15 protein-coding genes are annotated in these 17,086 nt (G+C 31.2%); 10 read left to right on the top strand and 5 right to left on the bottom strand.

The window, feature by feature from the left end; translation table 11 throughout:
• The first annotated feature begins 21 nt into the window (after nt 1–21).
• The 9 genes from QL232_RS09150 to QL232_RS09110 all read left to right on the top strand — a co-directional run bounded on the left by QL232_RS09150 (nt 22) and on the right by QL232_RS09110 (nt 9,023).
• Nucleotides 22–1,221 carry a hypothetical protein gene (locus tag QL232_RS09150; RefSeq protein WP_281613888.1) on the top strand — a complete coding sequence of 400 codons (1,200 nt, stop codon included), beginning with the start codon at nt 22–24 and terminating at the stop codon, nt 1,219–1,221.
• On the top strand, nt 1,218–2,195 hold the full coding sequence (locus QL232_RS09145) for a glycosyltransferase family 1 protein (protein WP_281613887.1): 978 nt from the start codon (nt 1,218–1,220) through the stop codon (nt 2,193–2,195). The genes QL232_RS09150 and QL232_RS09145 overlap by 4 nt, the downstream gene beginning before the upstream one ends.
• The gene (locus QL232_RS09140) at nt 2,188–3,306 is read left to right on the top strand and encodes a glycosyltransferase (protein WP_281613886.1); all 1,119 of its coding nucleotides are present in this window, start codon (nt 2,188–2,190) and stop codon (nt 3,304–3,306) included. Before QL232_RS09145 ends, QL232_RS09140 begins: the two co-directional genes overlap by 8 nt.
• A 4-nt stretch (nt 3,307–3,310) precedes the next feature.
• The gene (locus QL232_RS09135; protein ID WP_281613885.1) at nt 3,311–3,868 is read left to right on the top strand and encodes a WcaF family extracellular polysaccharide biosynthesis acetyltransferase; all 558 of its coding nucleotides are present in this window, start codon (nt 3,311–3,313) and stop codon (nt 3,866–3,868) included.
• On the top strand, nt 3,868–4,818 hold the full coding sequence (locus QL232_RS09130) for a UDP-glucuronic acid decarboxylase family protein (protein ID WP_281613884.1): 951 nt from the start codon (nt 3,868–3,870) through the stop codon (nt 4,816–4,818). The genes QL232_RS09135 and QL232_RS09130 overlap by 1 nt, the downstream gene beginning before the upstream one ends.
• Before the next feature lie 12 nt (nt 4,819–4,830).
• Nucleotides 4,831–5,571: a glycosyltransferase family 2 protein gene (locus QL232_RS09125; RefSeq protein WP_281613883.1), complete on the top strand. Its 741-nt coding sequence runs from the start codon at nt 4,831–4,833 to the stop codon at nt 5,569–5,571.
• A 19-nt stretch (nt 5,572–5,590) separates the two neighbouring features.
• Nucleotides 5,591–6,703, top strand: coding sequence for a GDP-mannose 4,6-dehydratase (gmd, locus tag QL232_RS09120; RefSeq protein ID WP_281613882.1), 1,113 nt, complete (start codon nt 5,591–5,593; stop codon nt 6,701–6,703).
• Nucleotides 6,704–6,792: 89 nt separating this feature from the next.
• A complete protein-coding gene (locus QL232_RS09115) occupies nt 6,793–7,737 on the top strand; it encodes a GDP-L-fucose synthase (protein WP_281613881.1) in 945 nt (314 codons plus the stop codon).
• A 155-nt stretch (nt 7,738–7,892) separates the two neighbouring features.
• Nucleotides 7,893–9,023, top strand: coding sequence for an MraY family glycosyltransferase (locus QL232_RS09110; RefSeq protein ID WP_168881191.1), 1,131 nt, complete (start codon nt 7,893–7,895; stop codon nt 9,021–9,023).
• Between the two features lie 541 nt (nt 9,024–9,564).
• On the opposite strand, the gene QL232_RS09105 is transcribed toward QL232_RS09110, so the two are convergent.
• From QL232_RS09105 to hemB, 3 genes are all read right to left on the bottom strand, one after another.
• Complete coding sequence (locus tag QL232_RS09105) at nt 9,565–10,881, bottom strand: hypothetical protein (RefSeq protein ID WP_281613880.1); 1,317 nt, start codon at nt 10,879–10,881, stop codon at nt 9,565–9,567.
• 134 nt (nt 10,882–11,015) lie between these two features.
• The gene (locus QL232_RS09100; RefSeq protein ID WP_281613879.1) at nt 11,016–12,653 is read right to left on the bottom strand and encodes a M61 family peptidase; all 1,638 of its coding nucleotides are present in this window, start codon (nt 12,651–12,653) and stop codon (nt 11,016–11,018) included.
• Between the two features lie 59 nt (nt 12,654–12,712).
• On the bottom strand, nt 12,713–13,687 hold the full coding sequence (gene hemB / locus QL232_RS09095) for a porphobilinogen synthase (RefSeq protein ID WP_281613878.1): 975 nt from the start codon (nt 13,685–13,687) through the stop codon (nt 12,713–12,715).
• A gap of 216 nt (nt 13,688–13,903) precedes the next feature.
• Between hemB and QL232_RS09090 the strand changes: the two genes are divergently transcribed.
• Entirely contained in the window at nt 13,904–14,077 is a 174-nt protein-coding gene (locus tag QL232_RS09090) for a hypothetical protein (protein ID WP_168881186.1), read from the top strand.
• Nucleotides 14,078–14,193: 116 nt separating this feature from the next.
• On the opposite strand, the gene QL232_RS09085 is transcribed toward QL232_RS09090, so the two are convergent.
• A complete protein-coding gene (locus QL232_RS09085) occupies nt 14,194–15,183 on the bottom strand; it encodes a hypothetical protein (protein ID WP_281613877.1) in 990 nt (329 codons plus the stop codon).
• Nucleotides 15,184–15,185: 2 nt separating this feature from the next.
• Nucleotides 15,186–16,973, bottom strand: a complete 1,788-nt coding sequence (locus QL232_RS09080) for a mechanosensitive ion channel family protein (RefSeq protein WP_281613876.1) — start codon at nt 16,971–16,973, stop codon at nt 15,186–15,188.
• Nucleotides 16,974–17,086 lie beyond the last annotated feature (113 nt).

The raw sequence follows: 17,086 nt of genomic DNA, 5'->3' as shown, positions 1-17,086 counted from the left end.
ATTTTCACAATAATTATTATTGTGAAATTTATAACAGAATTAGGTAAATCAATACCAATTCTTGAACTACTTTTATTAATTTGTTGTTTACAATGGATAATTGGACCAATAAATAGTTATCTATCTTCATTTAGACATTATAAATATCACATGTACATAGATGAGTATAGATATATGTCATTTATTGTACCATCAGTATTTTTTTTTGGAATTGTTCTATTAAAACTGAGAAAAGAAGTTAAAATCAATTTTAATGTCAGACCGTATCTTAAATTAGGGTTTCAATTTATAATAATAGGCATTTTAAGTGATTTCCTTAAACTTGTAGTACCTAATTCTTTGAAATTTGTTATATTTTTATTTTCTCAATTAAAATTTGTAGGAATATTAATTCTTATTTTTTCAGAAACTAAAAGAAGTAAATTAACTGCATTAGGAATAATATGGTATTTAGTTATTCATGCTTTATCATCCGCGATGTTCCATGAATTAATATTATGGAGTATCTTTTATTTCATATTTTGGTGTGTAAAAGTTAGACCTTCATTAAAAGTTAAATTATCTATAATTATTTTAGGAATATTATTAGGTATAATAATACAAACTGTTAAATCAAACTATCGGCAACTCGTATGGAATGGTTATTCAGGCAATAAAATCTCGCTATTTATTGATGTTTTTAGTTCTAAAATCAACACCGGTTTTTATGATGACCAAGAAAATATTCAAGGTTTAAATATTAGATTAAACCAAGGTTGGATTATTTCTGCTATAATGAATAATGTACCAAGTAATCAACCTTATGCAAATGGTAGTACTATATATGATGCTATAACTTCGTCTTTGATACCAAGAATTTTCAACCCCAATAAAAAGATAGCTGGAGGTAGAGAAAACTTCATGAAATATACTGGATTACAATTAGGTGAATCTACTTCAATGGGTCTAAGTATTGTAGGTGAATTTTACGCGAATTTTGGTGAGTTTGGTGGTATATTATCCCTAATACTTTGGGCTTTTTTTCTTAGTTTCATTTGGAATAAAATAAGAATATTCACATTAAAAAATCCCCTTTGGGTATTTCTTCTACCATTAGTTTTTTTACAAGTTATAAAAGCTGAAACTGAATTAGTCGTAGTTTTAAACCATTTAATTAAATCAATATTATTTGTTTATTTTTTATTATTTTTTATTAATAAATTTAAACTTTCAAATACATGAATCTAATATTTAGAAAAAAAAGTAATTCAGCATTTAGTATAGAAGAGCTCTTTCAAAAACTAACTATATCTATCAACTATTCTGAAATTAATACGGTTGAGTTACCTTATAATGGAGCTTCTATTAAAGCTATTATTCTTAACTTCTTATTTTGTTTAAAATTTAAAAATACTTTAAATCATGTTACAGGTGACATACATTATATCATACCTGCATTAGGCAAAAAAACTATTTTAACAATTCATGATGTATACTCTATTATTAAAGGGAATTTCATAAAAAAAACCTTAATTAAAATTTTTTGGTTTTGGATTCCTTCTCTTTATGTTAAGAAAATCACAGTTATCTCCGAATTTACAAAAAAAGAAGTTCTAGAAATTATCCCTTGGGCACAAGAGAAAATTATTGTGATACCTAATCCTATTGATTTAGAATTATGTAGGAGTAATTTTATAAAAAAAAAGAAAACTTTTACTCTGTTAATTATTGGAACAAAGGAGAATAAAAACATAGAACGTATTTTTGAAAGTGTAAAAGAGCTTGATTTAGAAATTAATTTAATAGGTAAATTATCTGATAACCAACAAAAGTTAGTTAATTCATTGAAATTAAACATAAATAACTTTTATAATTTACCATACAACAAAGTATTAGAACTATACAATACATCCAACCTTCTTTGTTTTCCTTCAACATATGAAGGTTTTGGTATGCCTATTTTAGAAGCTCAAGCAATTGGTATCCCTGTTATTACAAGTAATTTATCTCCAATGAAAGATATTACAGGAGAAGGTGCTCTATTGGTTGACCCATATTCTATTAAGAATATTAGAGAATGTATTATTAAAATAATAAATTCTCCTATGCTACAAGAAGAACTTATCATAAAAGGAAAAGAAAATGTCTTAAGATATGATATACATGCCATTGCAAAACAATATGAAAACCTATATAAAGAAATAGAAAATGTATAAACCTAAAGTATTTCTTTCTTATGATTTTTTTTCACCTGCTTTTAAAGCAGGTGGACCAATACAATCATGTACTAACTTAGTACAGTTATTAGAAAATGATGTTGATTTTTTTATTTATACCACTTGCTATGACCTTGATGGAAAAAAATTAAATATAAAAAAAAACCAATGGGTAGAATTTGAACATAAAAGCAGAGTATTTTATGCTGATAAAAACTTTCAAAAATATAAAATAATTTATAGTTTAATTAAAAAAAGCTCAGCTGATATTATATACATTCAAGGAATATTTTCTCTTGTATATACTATTTATCCCTTAATGGCTGCTATATTTTTAAAGAAAAAAGTAATTGTTGCTCCTAGAGGAATGTTACAAAAAGGTGCCTTAGCTCTAAAAAGCACTAAAAAAAAACTATACTTGGCAATTTTACGACCTTTTTTTAAAAAGAAAAATATTTCTTGGCATGCTACTGATAAAGTTGAAAAGGAAGACATAGAAAAATATATAGGAAAAGGTAAAAAGGTCGATATTATATCAAATATTCCTAGGCTAAGCAACAAACTTACAAGTAATAAAAAGGAAAATGATAGGTTAAAACTTATCACTATTAGTCTTATCGCTAGAAAAAAAAATCATATTCTTATTATCAATAGTTTAAAAAATTTAAAATTAAATATTACTTATGATATATTCGGTCCAATTAAAGAAAGTGAATATTATTATGAACTAAAAAGAGCAATTTCTAATCTTCCTGCCAATATTAAAGTTAATTTTAACGGTAGCATAACTCCCCAGGAAGTTGATCTAAAATTACAATCTTATGATCTTTTTATACTACCTACTTTTGGTGAAAATTTTGGTCATGCTATATTTGAAGCTCTTGGTAACGGTATTCCAATTTGCATTAGTAAAAACACCCCATGGCAAAATTTAGGTAATGCCGGTTATACATTGGATCTCGAAACTTCAATATGGGAAAATACTCTTTTAAAATTAGCACACGAAACAAATAAACAATGGCTAACACGGAAAGAAAGTGCAAGAACATTAGCTTGTAATTTCATCGAATCAGCTCATTTTAGAGAAAAATATTTAGACCTTTTTAACTAAAAATATGTCAGTAAAAGTTCAATTAAAAAACTTTAAAAATTCAAATTTTCACAGAGGGAAGAATAAGTTTATTGAAGTTTTGTGGTATTTCTGTAATTTACTCTTTCTAAAAAACTCATACAACCCAATTTCTAGTATTAAAGTCATAATCTTACGTCTTTTTGGTGCTCAAGTAGGTAATGGGGTAATGATTAAGCCATCAGTAAATATTAAATTCCCATGGAAGTTAACGATTGGTAATGACGTATGGATTGGAGAAAATGTTTGGATTGACAACCTTGCTGAAGTAGTTATTAAAGATAATGTATGTATTTCTCAAGGTGCATTATTACTTTGTGGAAATCATAACTATAAAAGATCTACTTTTGACCTCATCATAGGTCCTATTTCATTAGAAGAAGGTACATGGGTAGGAGCTAAATCGGTAGTATGCCCAGGTGTTACTCTCAGAAGTCATTCTATTTTAGCTGTAAATTCTGTAGCAAATAAAGACTTAGAGAAATATAGTATATATCAAGGAAATCCTGCAGTAAAAATCAGGAAACGTTTAATAAATCAATAATGAAAAGAGTATTAATCACAGGAGCTGCAGGCTTCTTAGGATCACATTTATGTGATAAGTTTTTATCAGAAGGTTACTATGTTATCGGCATGGATAACTTCTTAACAGGTAGCGAAGAAAATATCTCTCACCTTTTTGGAAATAAGAACTTTGAATTCGTTCATCATGATGTTACAAAATTTGTTCACGTTTCTGGAGACCTTGATTATATATTACATTTTGCCTCTCCTGCCTCCCCAATAGACTATTTGGAAATGCCAATACAAACCCTAAAAGTGGGTTCATTGGCACCATATAACCTATTAGGTTTAGCAAGAGTAAAAAATGCAAGGTTTATTATTGCTTCTACTTCTGAAGTATACGGAGATCCAAATGTACACCCTCAACCTGAAAGTTATTGGGGTAATGTAAATCCAATTGGGCCAAGAGGTGTATATGATGAAGCAAAACGTTTTCAAGAAGCCATTACAATGGGGTATCATACCTTCCACGGCGTAAATACAGGTATGGTAAGAATTTTCAATACATACGGTCCTCGAATGCGATTAAATGATGGTAGAGCATTACCAGCATTTATGTCACAGGCACTTAGAGGTGAAGATATCACTGTTTTCGGTGATGGCTCACAAACAAGGTCTTTCTGTTATGTCGATGACTTAGTAAATGGTATTTTCAAACTTACTTTATCTAATGAACATCAACCTATTAACATTGGTAATCCACAAGAAATTACCATAAAAGAATTTGCCGAAGAAATTGTTTCACTTACCAATTCGGGAAGTAAAGTTATTTATCAAGACTTACCTAAAGATGATCCTAAACAACGTCGTCCTGATATTACCAGAGCTAAAGAAATTTTAAATTGGGAGCCTAGAGTAGGACGAGAAGAAGGACTTAAAAGAACTTTAGAATATTTTAAAGAAAAAGTTGAAACTCAACTTACAGTATAAATCTATTTTTTTATGAAAGTTTCTATAATAACAGCTTCATATAATAATAAAGAAACACTCCAACAAACAATCAATTCTGTGTTATCTCAGGATTACTCAAATATCGAATATATTATTGTCGATGGAGGTTCGACAGATGGCACTGTTGACATGGTATCGTCATATGGAAAAAGAATTGACACATTTATTTCAGAGCCTGACAAAGGGATTTATGATGCTCTAAATAAAGGAATTAAACATGCTACTGGTGATGTAGTAGGGTTTATGCATTCTGATGACTTTTTCGCATCAACTTATGTTATTAGCCAGTTAGTTGAAACTTTTAAAAGAAATAAAGTAGATGCAGTATATGGAGATTTACATTATGTAAATGCTGATAACCCCTATAAAATTATTAGGAATTGGATAAGCTCTGATTTCACCTTTAGCAAGTTAAGTAAAGGGTGGATGCCACCACACCCAACATTGTATTTAAAAAATGAGTGTTATAAAAAATATGGTCTCTATAATACTAACTTAAGAATAGCAGCAGATTATGAGTTAATTCTCCGATATTTTGGTAAATACAAGATATCATCAACTTATATGCCTGTTACAATGGTAAAAATGAGAATTGGGGGAGCAAGCAATCAAAATATTAAGGCTATTTGGAAGAAATTAAAAGAAGATTATTGGGCCTTAAACAATAATAATGTAGGGGGGCTATCAACTCTTATATTAAAAAATCTATCAAAAGTTACTCAGTTTTTTTAAATCATAAATTTTAAACAAAGTGAAAAAAGCATTAATTACAGGCATCACAGGACAAGATGGTGCATATTTGACAGAACTATTACTGGAAAAAGGTTACGAAGTACATGGTATCAAACGTCGTTCATCTTTGTTTAATACAGACAGAATTGATCATTTATATCAAGATCCCCATGAAGAAAATGTAAAATTAAAATTACATTATGGTGACCTTACTGATTCAATGAACTTAACGCGTATCATCCAAGAGGTTCAGCCTGATGAAATTTACAACTTAGGAGCAATGTCTCATGTGCGTGTAAGTTTTGACACTCCAGAATATGTTGGTAATGTTGATGGATTAGGAACTCTTAGGATTTTGGAAGCTGTTAGATTATTAGGTTTAACTGAAAAAACAAGGATTTACCAAGCCTCAACTTCTGAATTATACGGTATGGTACAAGAGGTACCTCAAAAAGAAACTACTCCTTTCTATCCTCGTTCTCCATACGCAGTAGCTAAAATGTACGGCTATTGGATTACTGTAAATTACCGTGAAGCTTATAATATGTATGCTTGTAATGGTATTTTATTTAATCATGAATCTCCTATTCGTGGGGAAACTTTTGTTACGCGTAAAATTACTAGAGCTGTTTCAAAAATTGCTTTAGGTCTTCAAGATACTCTTTATCTTGGTAACTTAAACTCAAAAAGAGATTGGGGACATGCAAAAGATTATGTTAAAGCAATGTGGTTAATCCTACAACAGGATAAAGCAGAAGACTTTGTTATTGCCACTGGTGTAACAACTACTATACGAGACTTTGTAAAGATGTCATTTGCTGAAGTTGGTATTGAATTACAATTTGAAGGGGAAGGCGTTGAAGAGATTGCAAAAATTAAGTCATGTAACAACCCTGAATATCAAGTTGAAGTTGGACAAGTTGTATTAAAGGTTGACCCTCAATACTTCCGCCCTACTGAAGTAGATCTATTGATTGGTGACCCAACTAAATCTAAGGAAAAATTAGGTTGGGAATTAGAGTTTGATTTAGACGGGTTAGTGAAAGATATGATGCAATCTGATCTTAAGTTATTTAAGAAGGATAAATACTTGAAGGAAGGTGGACATGATATTCTAAATCAATACGAATAAAATATCATTATATTTATGATATCATCAAAAGCTCATGGATTATTTCGTGAGCTTTTGATGATTTAGAACGCTTAAAGAGTAAAGACATCATGGAAAAGAAATCAAAAATATATGTAGCTGGCCATAGAGGGATGGTAGGCTCTGCAATTGTTAGAAAATTAAATAAAGAAGGATTTTCTAATATTGTCACAAAAACATCCTCAGAATTAAACCTCACTGATCAGCAAGCTGTTGCATCATTTTTTGAGCAAGAAAAGCCTGATTATGTTTTTTTAGCAGCCGCTAAAGTAGGTGGTATACTTGCTAATAATGTTTATAGAGGACAATTTCTTTATGAAAATCTGATGATCCAAAATAATGTAATCCATCAAAGTTATGTTCATAAAGTAAAGAAGTTAATGTTTTTAGGTTCGTCATGTATCTATCCTAAAATGGCTCCTCAACCATTAAAAGAAGAATATTTACTTACTGACACATTAGAGCCTACTAATGAACCGTATGCAATAGCAAAGATCTCTGGCATAAAAATGTGTGAAGCCTATAGAGATCAATATGGCTGTAACTTTATTTCAGCAATGCCTACAAACTTGTATGGCTATAATGATAACTATCACCCTAAAAATTCTCATGTTTTACCGGCCCTTTTAAGGAAGTTTCATGAAGCAAAAGTGAATAATGCTCCAACAGTTGAAGTTTGGGGTTCAGGATCTCCTTTAAGAGAGTTTATGTTTGTAGATGATCTAGCTGAAGCATGTTTTTACTTGATGCAAAACTATGATGGAAAACAATTTGTAAATGTAGGAACAGGCGTAGATTTAAGCATTAAAGAATTAGCTGAAACTATAAAGGAAGTTGTAGGATTCGAAGGTGAATTAGTTTGGGACTCTTCAAAACCCGATGGTACACCAAGAAAGCTAATGGATGTTTCTAAATTACATCAAGCGGGTTGGAAACATAAAGTAGAATTAAAAGAAGGAATATCACTTACCTATCAAGACTTTATCAAAAACGTAGATGTTCTTGCTGAACGCTAAAAAATAAAGCACTTAATAAAAATTAAGTGCTTTATTTTTTATTAATGACAAATACTTACTAACAAATAACTATCTTTGCCTTAAGATTCTTTTTCAATAAATATTGATATTTTGGCTTGATGCTTGTTCTCATTAAACAAACAACTTAAATTATTATGCTTCGAATTTTATTAGCATTTTTAACCTCACTTACTATTGCATTAATTGCTGTTCCTGAAGTCAGAAAAGTTATTTCTAAACGAAATGTTTTTGATGATATAGGTGGTAGAAAGGTTCATACTGAGCTTATACCAGCTATGGGTGGAGTAGGTATTTTTCTTGCATTTATTTTAAGTTGTTGTCTTTGGATGCCAGCCCAAGTTGCTTCAGAACTCAGGTACATGTTCTTTGGTATCATTCTTATTTTCTTTATGGGTGTTAGAGATGATATGTTAGAAATGAGTCCAAAGAATAAGTTATATATACAAATTATGGCATCTACAGTAGTTGTTGTATTAGGTGATATACATATAGACTCATTATACACTCTAGTTCCACAAATATACTTTCCTCAATGGTTGAGTTATGCCTTTTCTATTTTTGTGATTATAGCATTGACTAATGCCTTTAACTTAATCGATGGTATTAATGGTTTATCTGGAGGTATTGCAGCTTTAATATCATTATGTCTTGGAGGATGGTTTTATTTAATTGGTGAACATTCTTTAGCTGTGTTAATGATATCGATGTTTGGTGGTTGTATTGGATTCTTATATTACAATTGGGGTAAGGCTAGTATCTTCATGGGAGACACAGGAGCTTTATTACTAGGTTTCTTTATTTCTGTTTCTCTCATATTATTTATCAATGTTGACCATCAATTAGCCACTTCAAATATTTACAAGATACAAGATCCTATCAGCGTAGCTATTGCTTTATTTATTTACCCTTTTATTGATACTCTAAGAATTTTTACAATTAGAGTATTTGAAGGCAGATCACCTTTCTCACCTGATAAAAAACATATACATCATATCCTAATTAGAACAGGTTTATCACATGCAGCTTCAAGTGCAATAATTATTTTTGCATCAATATTGTTCCTTACAACGACATTGGTTGCTAATTTATATGTTAATGACCTATTACTACTTTGTGTTATTATAACATCATTATATTTTGTTCCATTAGCTCTTAAACTTAGAGTCAATTACTTCAAACATCATAAAGAAGGAAAATTACTTAAACTTAGAGAAAAGAAAAGAGCCATGGAGAAGAGTCAATTTAAAGTTGAAAAAATTGGATGATAATTAACATTTTTTCATAAATAGAAGTCATTTATTACTAGAAAATAAGTGACTTCTTTTTTTCTAACTAGTTTATAATTCATTACAAATTTCACAATTAAACCCCTTCATTTTATCAATCATCTAAATTTACATACTAACACCCATTTATTTCTCAATACACTTTGAATCAATATTTAAAGTTGTTAACATTACATTATAATTAAACGCAATTATTTTCCATCTGTAAGATACTTGTGCTTAACGAATCATAAGTTTACTAACTATTTAAAAAAAACTAACTCAAATGAAGATGGATGATTAATAATGCGAAAACTATTTATCACACATTTTCTTATATCGGGTCTTATTAGAATGAAAGAGTTCTAAGATCTAATTCAAAACGTTATTTCACCTCGTATAGAAATGTGCGGGGTGTTTTTTATTCTTTTCATATTACACTCTGAGTAAAGTACACCTCCCCCGTTTGTATAATTGTAACAAAAAGGGATACCTCAGTGTATTGAGATATCCCCTATTCTTGTATATATCTTTGTATTGCTTATAGCGCATTATCATTTTGCACCTTAGCGTAATATTCTAGCGAATAAGATGCTACAGGGTAGTATGGTCCTTTTCTAGCATCCTGAAGAGATTGCTTACATTTTATTGGATTTTCTATTCCATAAACATGTCCCATTAAAAGAGAATATTTCACAAACTCTTGAGGTGTAATATTTGAATCTGACATCAAATCTAACCCAACTTCAATTGCCTCTTCTCTCCTACTTAATTTATGTAATGCTACTACCTTATGGAACATTACTTCTCTTACTCCTTTAAAGTTCTTCAAGCACTCGTTAGCGTATTTTAATGCTTCATCATATTTCTTAGAACATAAGAGGATATCAATAAACTCAATATAGGCTTTAAGGTAAATTTTTTCATTTCCTACATAGTCTTTTAACCCTAATTCAAAAAGGTGGATCCCTTTATGATGGTGTTCTTCTTTAACAATAATATCAGCTAGTAAAATATTTGCTTTGATATATTTTTTATCAATTTTCATTGCCTTATCTAGCAATGATTTTGCTTTGCTAAACTCATAGATATCTTCGTAAGCACTAGCTACAGCAAAGTAGTAATCTGGTTTTAGCTTTGTTACTAATGGCTTATAAGGACCAACATTGGCAAATTCTAATACAGGCATCGCTTTATCGTAATCCTCTAAAGCATACAATGCTATACCTTTTTCATAATAATATTTTGCCACCTGAGGCTTTGGAGCATTTTCAGAAAACTGAGTTAGTATCTGATCAATTACTTTGATGGCTTCGTGATGTTTCCCTATCTTATTCGATGTTTTAGCATCCAAGTAAAGGATTTCTACATTATTTGGAGAAATCTTTAACCCTTCTTTAGTATACATATGAGCATCTTCATACATCTCTTCAGCTGTAAAGAAATTAGCCGTTTCTAAGCATAAATTCACTTGCTTAAATGGATCTTTTTCTTCCGTCAACCAAGCATTTACATTCGCTTTGTATTTATCGTATTCTTTGCTCCCTTGATATACTTTTGAAATGGCTGAATATGCTGGCATATAGCTTTTATTTAGTGCTAATGCTCTATTCCAATCGGCAACAGCTTTTGCACTGTCTTGTACCAATAGGTTACATACGCCTTTCCAATAATGTACTTTTGCTGATGTATCTGCAATGGCTATAGCTTGTTCATATTCAACGATTGCTCGTAAATAATCCTTTGCCATTCTAAATTTTTCAGCATTCTTAAAAAATAGTTCTACGGCGTTTTTCTCTTGAGCGAATAAAGTAGTTGAAAAGCCGAGCAATAAAAATGGTAATAATAGTTTTTTCATATCAATAACCCTAATTAGAAAAAAGAGATGACCTAAAAATCTTATTTAAAAAAATTAGTTTATCCAAACGTAAAGATAACAAGTTTGTACCTCTGTTTAAACTTATTGATTATTAATTACACTATTCAGTTCACTTAGGTTACATTAATCTTAGCAAAGTACAACTCTTTCTTTTTATATAACTCTTTTGTAAAAATTTGGCTATCTCTTTCGTAAATAACTTTTAATACGTCATTTTGTGATGCCATTTTTTGGTAACTATCTACAGAGCCAACAATATCATTTATTGAAATAATCTTATCTCCTTCCACAAGATCCTGGCTTGTTTTTCTAGCTGCAGTATCTACAATAATACCTTTAGTATCTACTTTTAAACCATAATATTTAGCAAGTGCTTCTTTTGGGAAATTGACTTCTGTTTCCCACCCAAGATGATGTAAAGCCTCTTGTACTTTATCTTCTAAAAGATCCGTTCCAAAGATTACATTATTAAAATATTCGTCTAGAGATGCCTCAAAAACTTCTTCTGCAATGGCTTTGTAATCTTCTGATGTATAACCCAAAGAATTCTCTCCAAAACGTTCCCACATTAATTTCATTACATCATCTAATGATTTCTGATCATCAAATTTTGTTTTGATCATACTATCAAGAATTAATGCGGCAACAGCTCCTTTTACATAAATACTTGTCTTTCGAGCAGGAATTCCTTTTTCATAACCATCAGTCCATAATTCTAAAGATGAATCTGCTACTGATAAAGCATAACGTCCTTGATTTTCGAAATGCCTTGTAAGTAGCTTATTCAATTCATTTTTATATTGCTCTTTAGAGTATGCTCCTGAACGATAGAGTATTTCATCTCCAAAATAGGTCGTAACACCTTCTGCTACATAACCAGTATCAAAATAAACTTCTTCAAATAAAGGGTACGGTTTTAGTTCTTTTGGACGAATACCTTTGATATTCCATACATGGAACAACTCATGAGAGGAAATCCCTAAAAGATTTTCATAGAAAGTTGTATCATTAAAATCTGTAGCGGGTCCCAAAGTGATCACAGTACTTGTTGGATGTTCTACTCCATGATAATGTCTAAATGATGGAATTAGGCATAAATAATGAAACTCTGAATGAGGGAAACCACCAAAGATATCTAATTGTACTTGAGTGAATTTCTTGAAGTCGGTAACAATTTGTGTCCAGTCTGGTTGAATATTTCCATGTAACCAAATATGAAACGTTGAATCTTCCATCACAAAAGATTGATGGTGCATTTTTGACCCTGCCATAAAAGGAGTTTCAGTCCATTCTTCAAAATTAGAAAAATGGTAACTATCGGCTTTTTTAATCGCTGCAGTTGCTACTTCAAAGTTTACTGGAAAGTCAATAATAACATCAATTTCTTCCTGGTCAAGTCCCTCAGGAAGCATACCACAACCTATTCCATTTATTAACCAAAAATCATTACTTACCCAAGTGCCTCCAGCATCTTGATGGCGAGCATAGTATTCATAGTGAAGTATTATCTCATCTCCTTCCTTGCTTCCAAGTACACTCCAAGTATTTCTACTAACATTTCGTACTTTAAATGCCTTACCATTACTTTCTGCCCCGATGTTTCTAATATTTTTTGCGAAAGTCTGCACTTGGTAACGACCAGGTCTCCATAATGGAAGCTTTATCAATGTATCATCAGTTTTACAGACAAATGAGATCTTGAAGTCTAAAAAATAAGGGTGTAAAGGTGAAGGGGAGATATGGAATTTCATGTATTTGGTTTTAGTTAGTAGTTAGCGATTAGTATTTCATAACCACTAACTACCTATTTCTATTTTTTTAAAAGTACAGCTGCTTCTTTTGCGAAATAAGTTAAGATCGCAGATGCTCCTGCTCGTTTGATACTCAATAACATTTCAATCATGGTCTTGTCATTTTCCAACCATCCGTTCTGAGCTGCTGCTTTTAACATTGCATATTCTCCAGAAACATTATATGCTGTAATTGGAACATCAAAATTCTCTGATAATGTCTTGATAACATCTAAGTAGGATAAAGCAGGTTTAACCATTAAGAAATCTGCTCCTTCAACAAAATCTAACTCTGCCTCAATTAATGCTTCTTTTACATTAGCAGGGTCCATTTGATATGTTTTCTTATCACCAAACTTTGGTGCAGAATCTAGTGCATCACGGAATGGGCCATAGAAAGCCGAAGCATACTTAGCTGAATAAGACATGATGGAAACATCAGTATACCCATTGTCGTCTAAGACTTCTCTGATGTAACCGATTCTACCGTCCATCATATCAGAAGGGCCAATAATATCAGCACCTGCTTTTGCTTGTACCAATGCCATCTTACCCAATACTTCTAACGTTTCGTCATTAATGATTTCACCATCTCTAACGATACCGTCATGACCATCCGAACTATAAGGATCCATAGCTACATCAGTCATCAGAACAGCTTCTGGGTATTTCTCTTTAATAGAACTTAAAGCAACTTGGTAAAGGCCTTCAGGATTATGACCTTCGGTTGCCATACTGTCTTTTTTGTCATCACCAAGTGAAGGGAATAGACAGAAAGATTTGATTCCTAGATCCAAGCACTCCCCAATCTCATTCATAAGTAGATCTAATGTATACCTGTAGATACCAGGCATTGAAACAACTTCTTCTTTGTGATTTTCTCCTTCGATTAAGAACAAAGGAAAAATAAAATCATCTACCGTTAAGATAGTTTCTTTTACCATTGAGCGAATGCCCTCTGATTTTCTATTTCTACGTGGTCTTCTTGTTAACATATTTTCTGATTTTGAACGAATTTATCGGTTAGTTTTTGATTTATCAAGAGAGTGAATGTCAAGGTTCTACAATTTTGCTTAGCATTTGTTAATCCCACTAAGTAACATCGATTCTTTTACGTATATAAAAATAAGAACTACAGTAAGTTATATACATTCTGTCGTTCCTAATTGACAAAACATCTTTTAATTTATCTATTAACAAACACAACAACCATGAAAAAGTTCTTGCTTTTCCTAGTTCCCGTTGCATTTCTTGCTTTGGACTATGGAGTCATCGATTCAGCAATTAACGCAGATACTACAGTAGGTACAATTATGGCCTGTATTGCCTCAGTAATGATGGTTTCAGCTACAATTGGCGTTTATCCTTTATTAAAAAATAGCTAATCATAATAAAATAGGATATAGAGTAATAGGTATAGGATATTTCGTTATGTAATGTAAAGCATAAACTTTACTTACATAGAACATGATCTTATTCCTTTATTCTATATCCTATAATACTATATTGAATATTTTATACTCTTTGTAAGGTTAGAATATTGTTCCATATCACAGATTAATTCTTCTCTAGAATAATCTTGTAATTCAAACACCCCTTCAGATTTTTCCTGAAGTGAAATCAATTGATCTAAACATACAAAACATCTAGAAAATACTCCCAAGTGGTATAATTGGAGGAAGGATTGAATATTGCCAGGAGAATAATCCAAACAGATAAATAAGTCTTCAAACTCTTTGATCCATTTTTTATAGAGGTCTTTCACCATTCTAATGTCTTTCGTGATAGTTAATAATGTTTGCACACCATTTTCTCGGTCTTTGTATACATCAAAGATATCGTTAGACAGTTGTGTAATTCCTCCTAATAAGTACAGGGCCTTTTCTTCGTTCTTCTTAAAAGGATGCCTGAAAGCGGATCTAAAATAAAGAAAAGAACTTCCACCCTTATATAAGGTTAGCATTTTCAATTGTAGAAAATCCATTTTGGTCTCTACTTGTTGCATACTATCAGATTGTGCCTGATTAACATTATCAAGGAATGGCACCAATGCATTAAAATCATTGACATATTTAATACTTTCTTTGTAGAGTTGTATACCTAATAATTCTGCTTGGTTTTTAGGTGTTACTTCGTCAGGTGTTACAAAAAACTCCCTCATTCGCTCCAAAGTCATTCCATGTTCATCATAGTAATCATCGACTAAACCTGTTATGGAAGCTTGAAAAGTACTTGTGTATCGTTCTTCAAAAAGCATTTTTTGTCCTCTAAGTTTACACAATGAGGCTCCAAAAATTCCGGTAATAGATACCCCATAATACTTTCGTATTTTCTCAAAATCCTTTGGTTGGAGTGAGTTATCATGACAATCTTCAAATTCAAGAAGAATAGGATTGACATATTTTCTTATAAAAAGTATTTGGTTAAAGAGCGAGTATAAGAAACTAAATATTAAGTAGGGTAATTTTATAATACGTAATACATTCTGCATAATTATTTATCATCATTATCTTCAGGAGGTTGTTCTTCTGGTGCATCATTAATACCTGGAGTATTATCATCCACATCTTGTTTTGGAGCCTTATTTTTTTTCTGGTCCTGCATAAGTGCAAAATCAGGAATAGTAATTTCATCATCTGCTCTATTGGCTCTATAATGTGGCGACATAATCTCAACATCTTCTCTACTGAAAATATCCTGAATATTTTGATGTAATCGAGAGTAGATCCTAGCCATTTTCTCTGGCTGCTTGGTATATGCATTCAATTGGTAACTTACATAAAAATCATCTAAAGATGTCTGTAAAACGAAAGGAATTTCTCCAGCCAATAAACCATCGGTCAATTCTGCTGCTTCTTTTAACATTCCATGGACTTTTCTCCATGGAACATCATAACCAATTGTTACTGTGGTATGAATGATTAATTTATATCGATTAATAGGTTGAGAATAATTAATAGTTTGTGATTCGGAGATCTTACTATTTGGTATGGTCACAATTTCATTTTTTGATGTACGCAACCTTGTCACAAACAATGAACGCTCAACTACTTCTCCCATTATATCTCCTGCTTTTATCCAATCTCCAATATTAAACCTTCTCATATACGTAATTACGATACCCGAAATTGCGTTAGTAATTACTGAAGTTGAACCAATAGACAGTAGCACACCAACAAAGACTGAAATCCCTTTAAATTCATTGGATTCTGCCCCAGGTAAAAGTGGGAAAACCATTATCACCATAAAAGTATACAACATAAATTTGATGATCTTCATGGTGGGTTGAACCCAGTCAGGGTAAAACCCTGGAAGTTTTAATCGTTCGCTTTTAATAGCATCAGCAAAGATCTTAATAAACTCTATAAGGTAATGGAAAAAGGCTAAAATGATGATAATCTTAAGCAAGTTAGGAAGAAACCCTAATGCCGATTTAATAATATCTTTAACAGGATCAATCACATAGCTTAGTAAACGATCTGATATATCTTGTAAAGGTGGTGAAAACTGGCCTACAATAGGTAGATATAAATAAATCAGGGTAAAGATTAGTGAAAGCCGAATCGCCATCATTAAATACTTAATAAACTTCAGTTGATTTTCTTCCGTAAGAATACGGACATTTTTTACCCAAATATTCTTAAACCAGTTCTTATTGATTACTTTATTTAAAGCAAATAGATACGCCTTGTTTATGATGATGATAAAAATACATAGAACAATCAAACCTACTAAAGCATATAATCCTGCATCTTTACCCTGACCGTACACTTTATTATGCAAGGCTTCATTGAGTTTCTTCTGACGCTTTTTTGCAATCTGGATTCTTGATGATTGCATGAGTTTTGCGTCCATTGAGTCTATAGTATGGATCACATTATTATTAAAGACCAATTGATAATGATCTTCAATTTCTATTAACTCCACCGTATCAATTAAAAATAAGTGATGTGTTGCAATGTTTACCAAAGAATCACTGATTGCCTTCGCTCTATTATAAGCTGATATATGTCCTTTTCGATGTACAAAGAATAAAGTGTCACCAAAAGGTTTTACAGGTATACCATTGAGTACCATTTGTGGTTCTTCTTTTTTATTGGAAGCAACCATTCCATCCAACCTTTTAATTTGTTCTTTTAAATAGGATCTGTAAACAGAATCTGCGACAATCAGACTTTGTATTTCTTTGTAAATTTCAGCTTTCTCTTCATTGACAGTTCTATTTTGGGCATACGAGAATGCACTTGTTAATAAGAAAGTTAGGGCTATAATAAGTTTCATTGCTAATAGAGGTCATCTAGTCTTTAAAGGAATAGGAAATTATTATCAAACAATAATGTATTGACAATAAAAAATTCCTTCTATCAATATACATAAAATTGATAGAAGGAATA

The sequence above is a fragment of the Flammeovirga sp. SubArs3 genome (genome assembly GCF_947387565.1).
Taxonomy (GTDB): domain Bacteria; phylum Bacteroidota; class Bacteroidia; order Cytophagales; family Flammeovirgaceae; genus Flammeovirga; species Flammeovirga agarivorans.
This window is presented reverse-complemented; position numbering and strand designations above follow the sequence as displayed.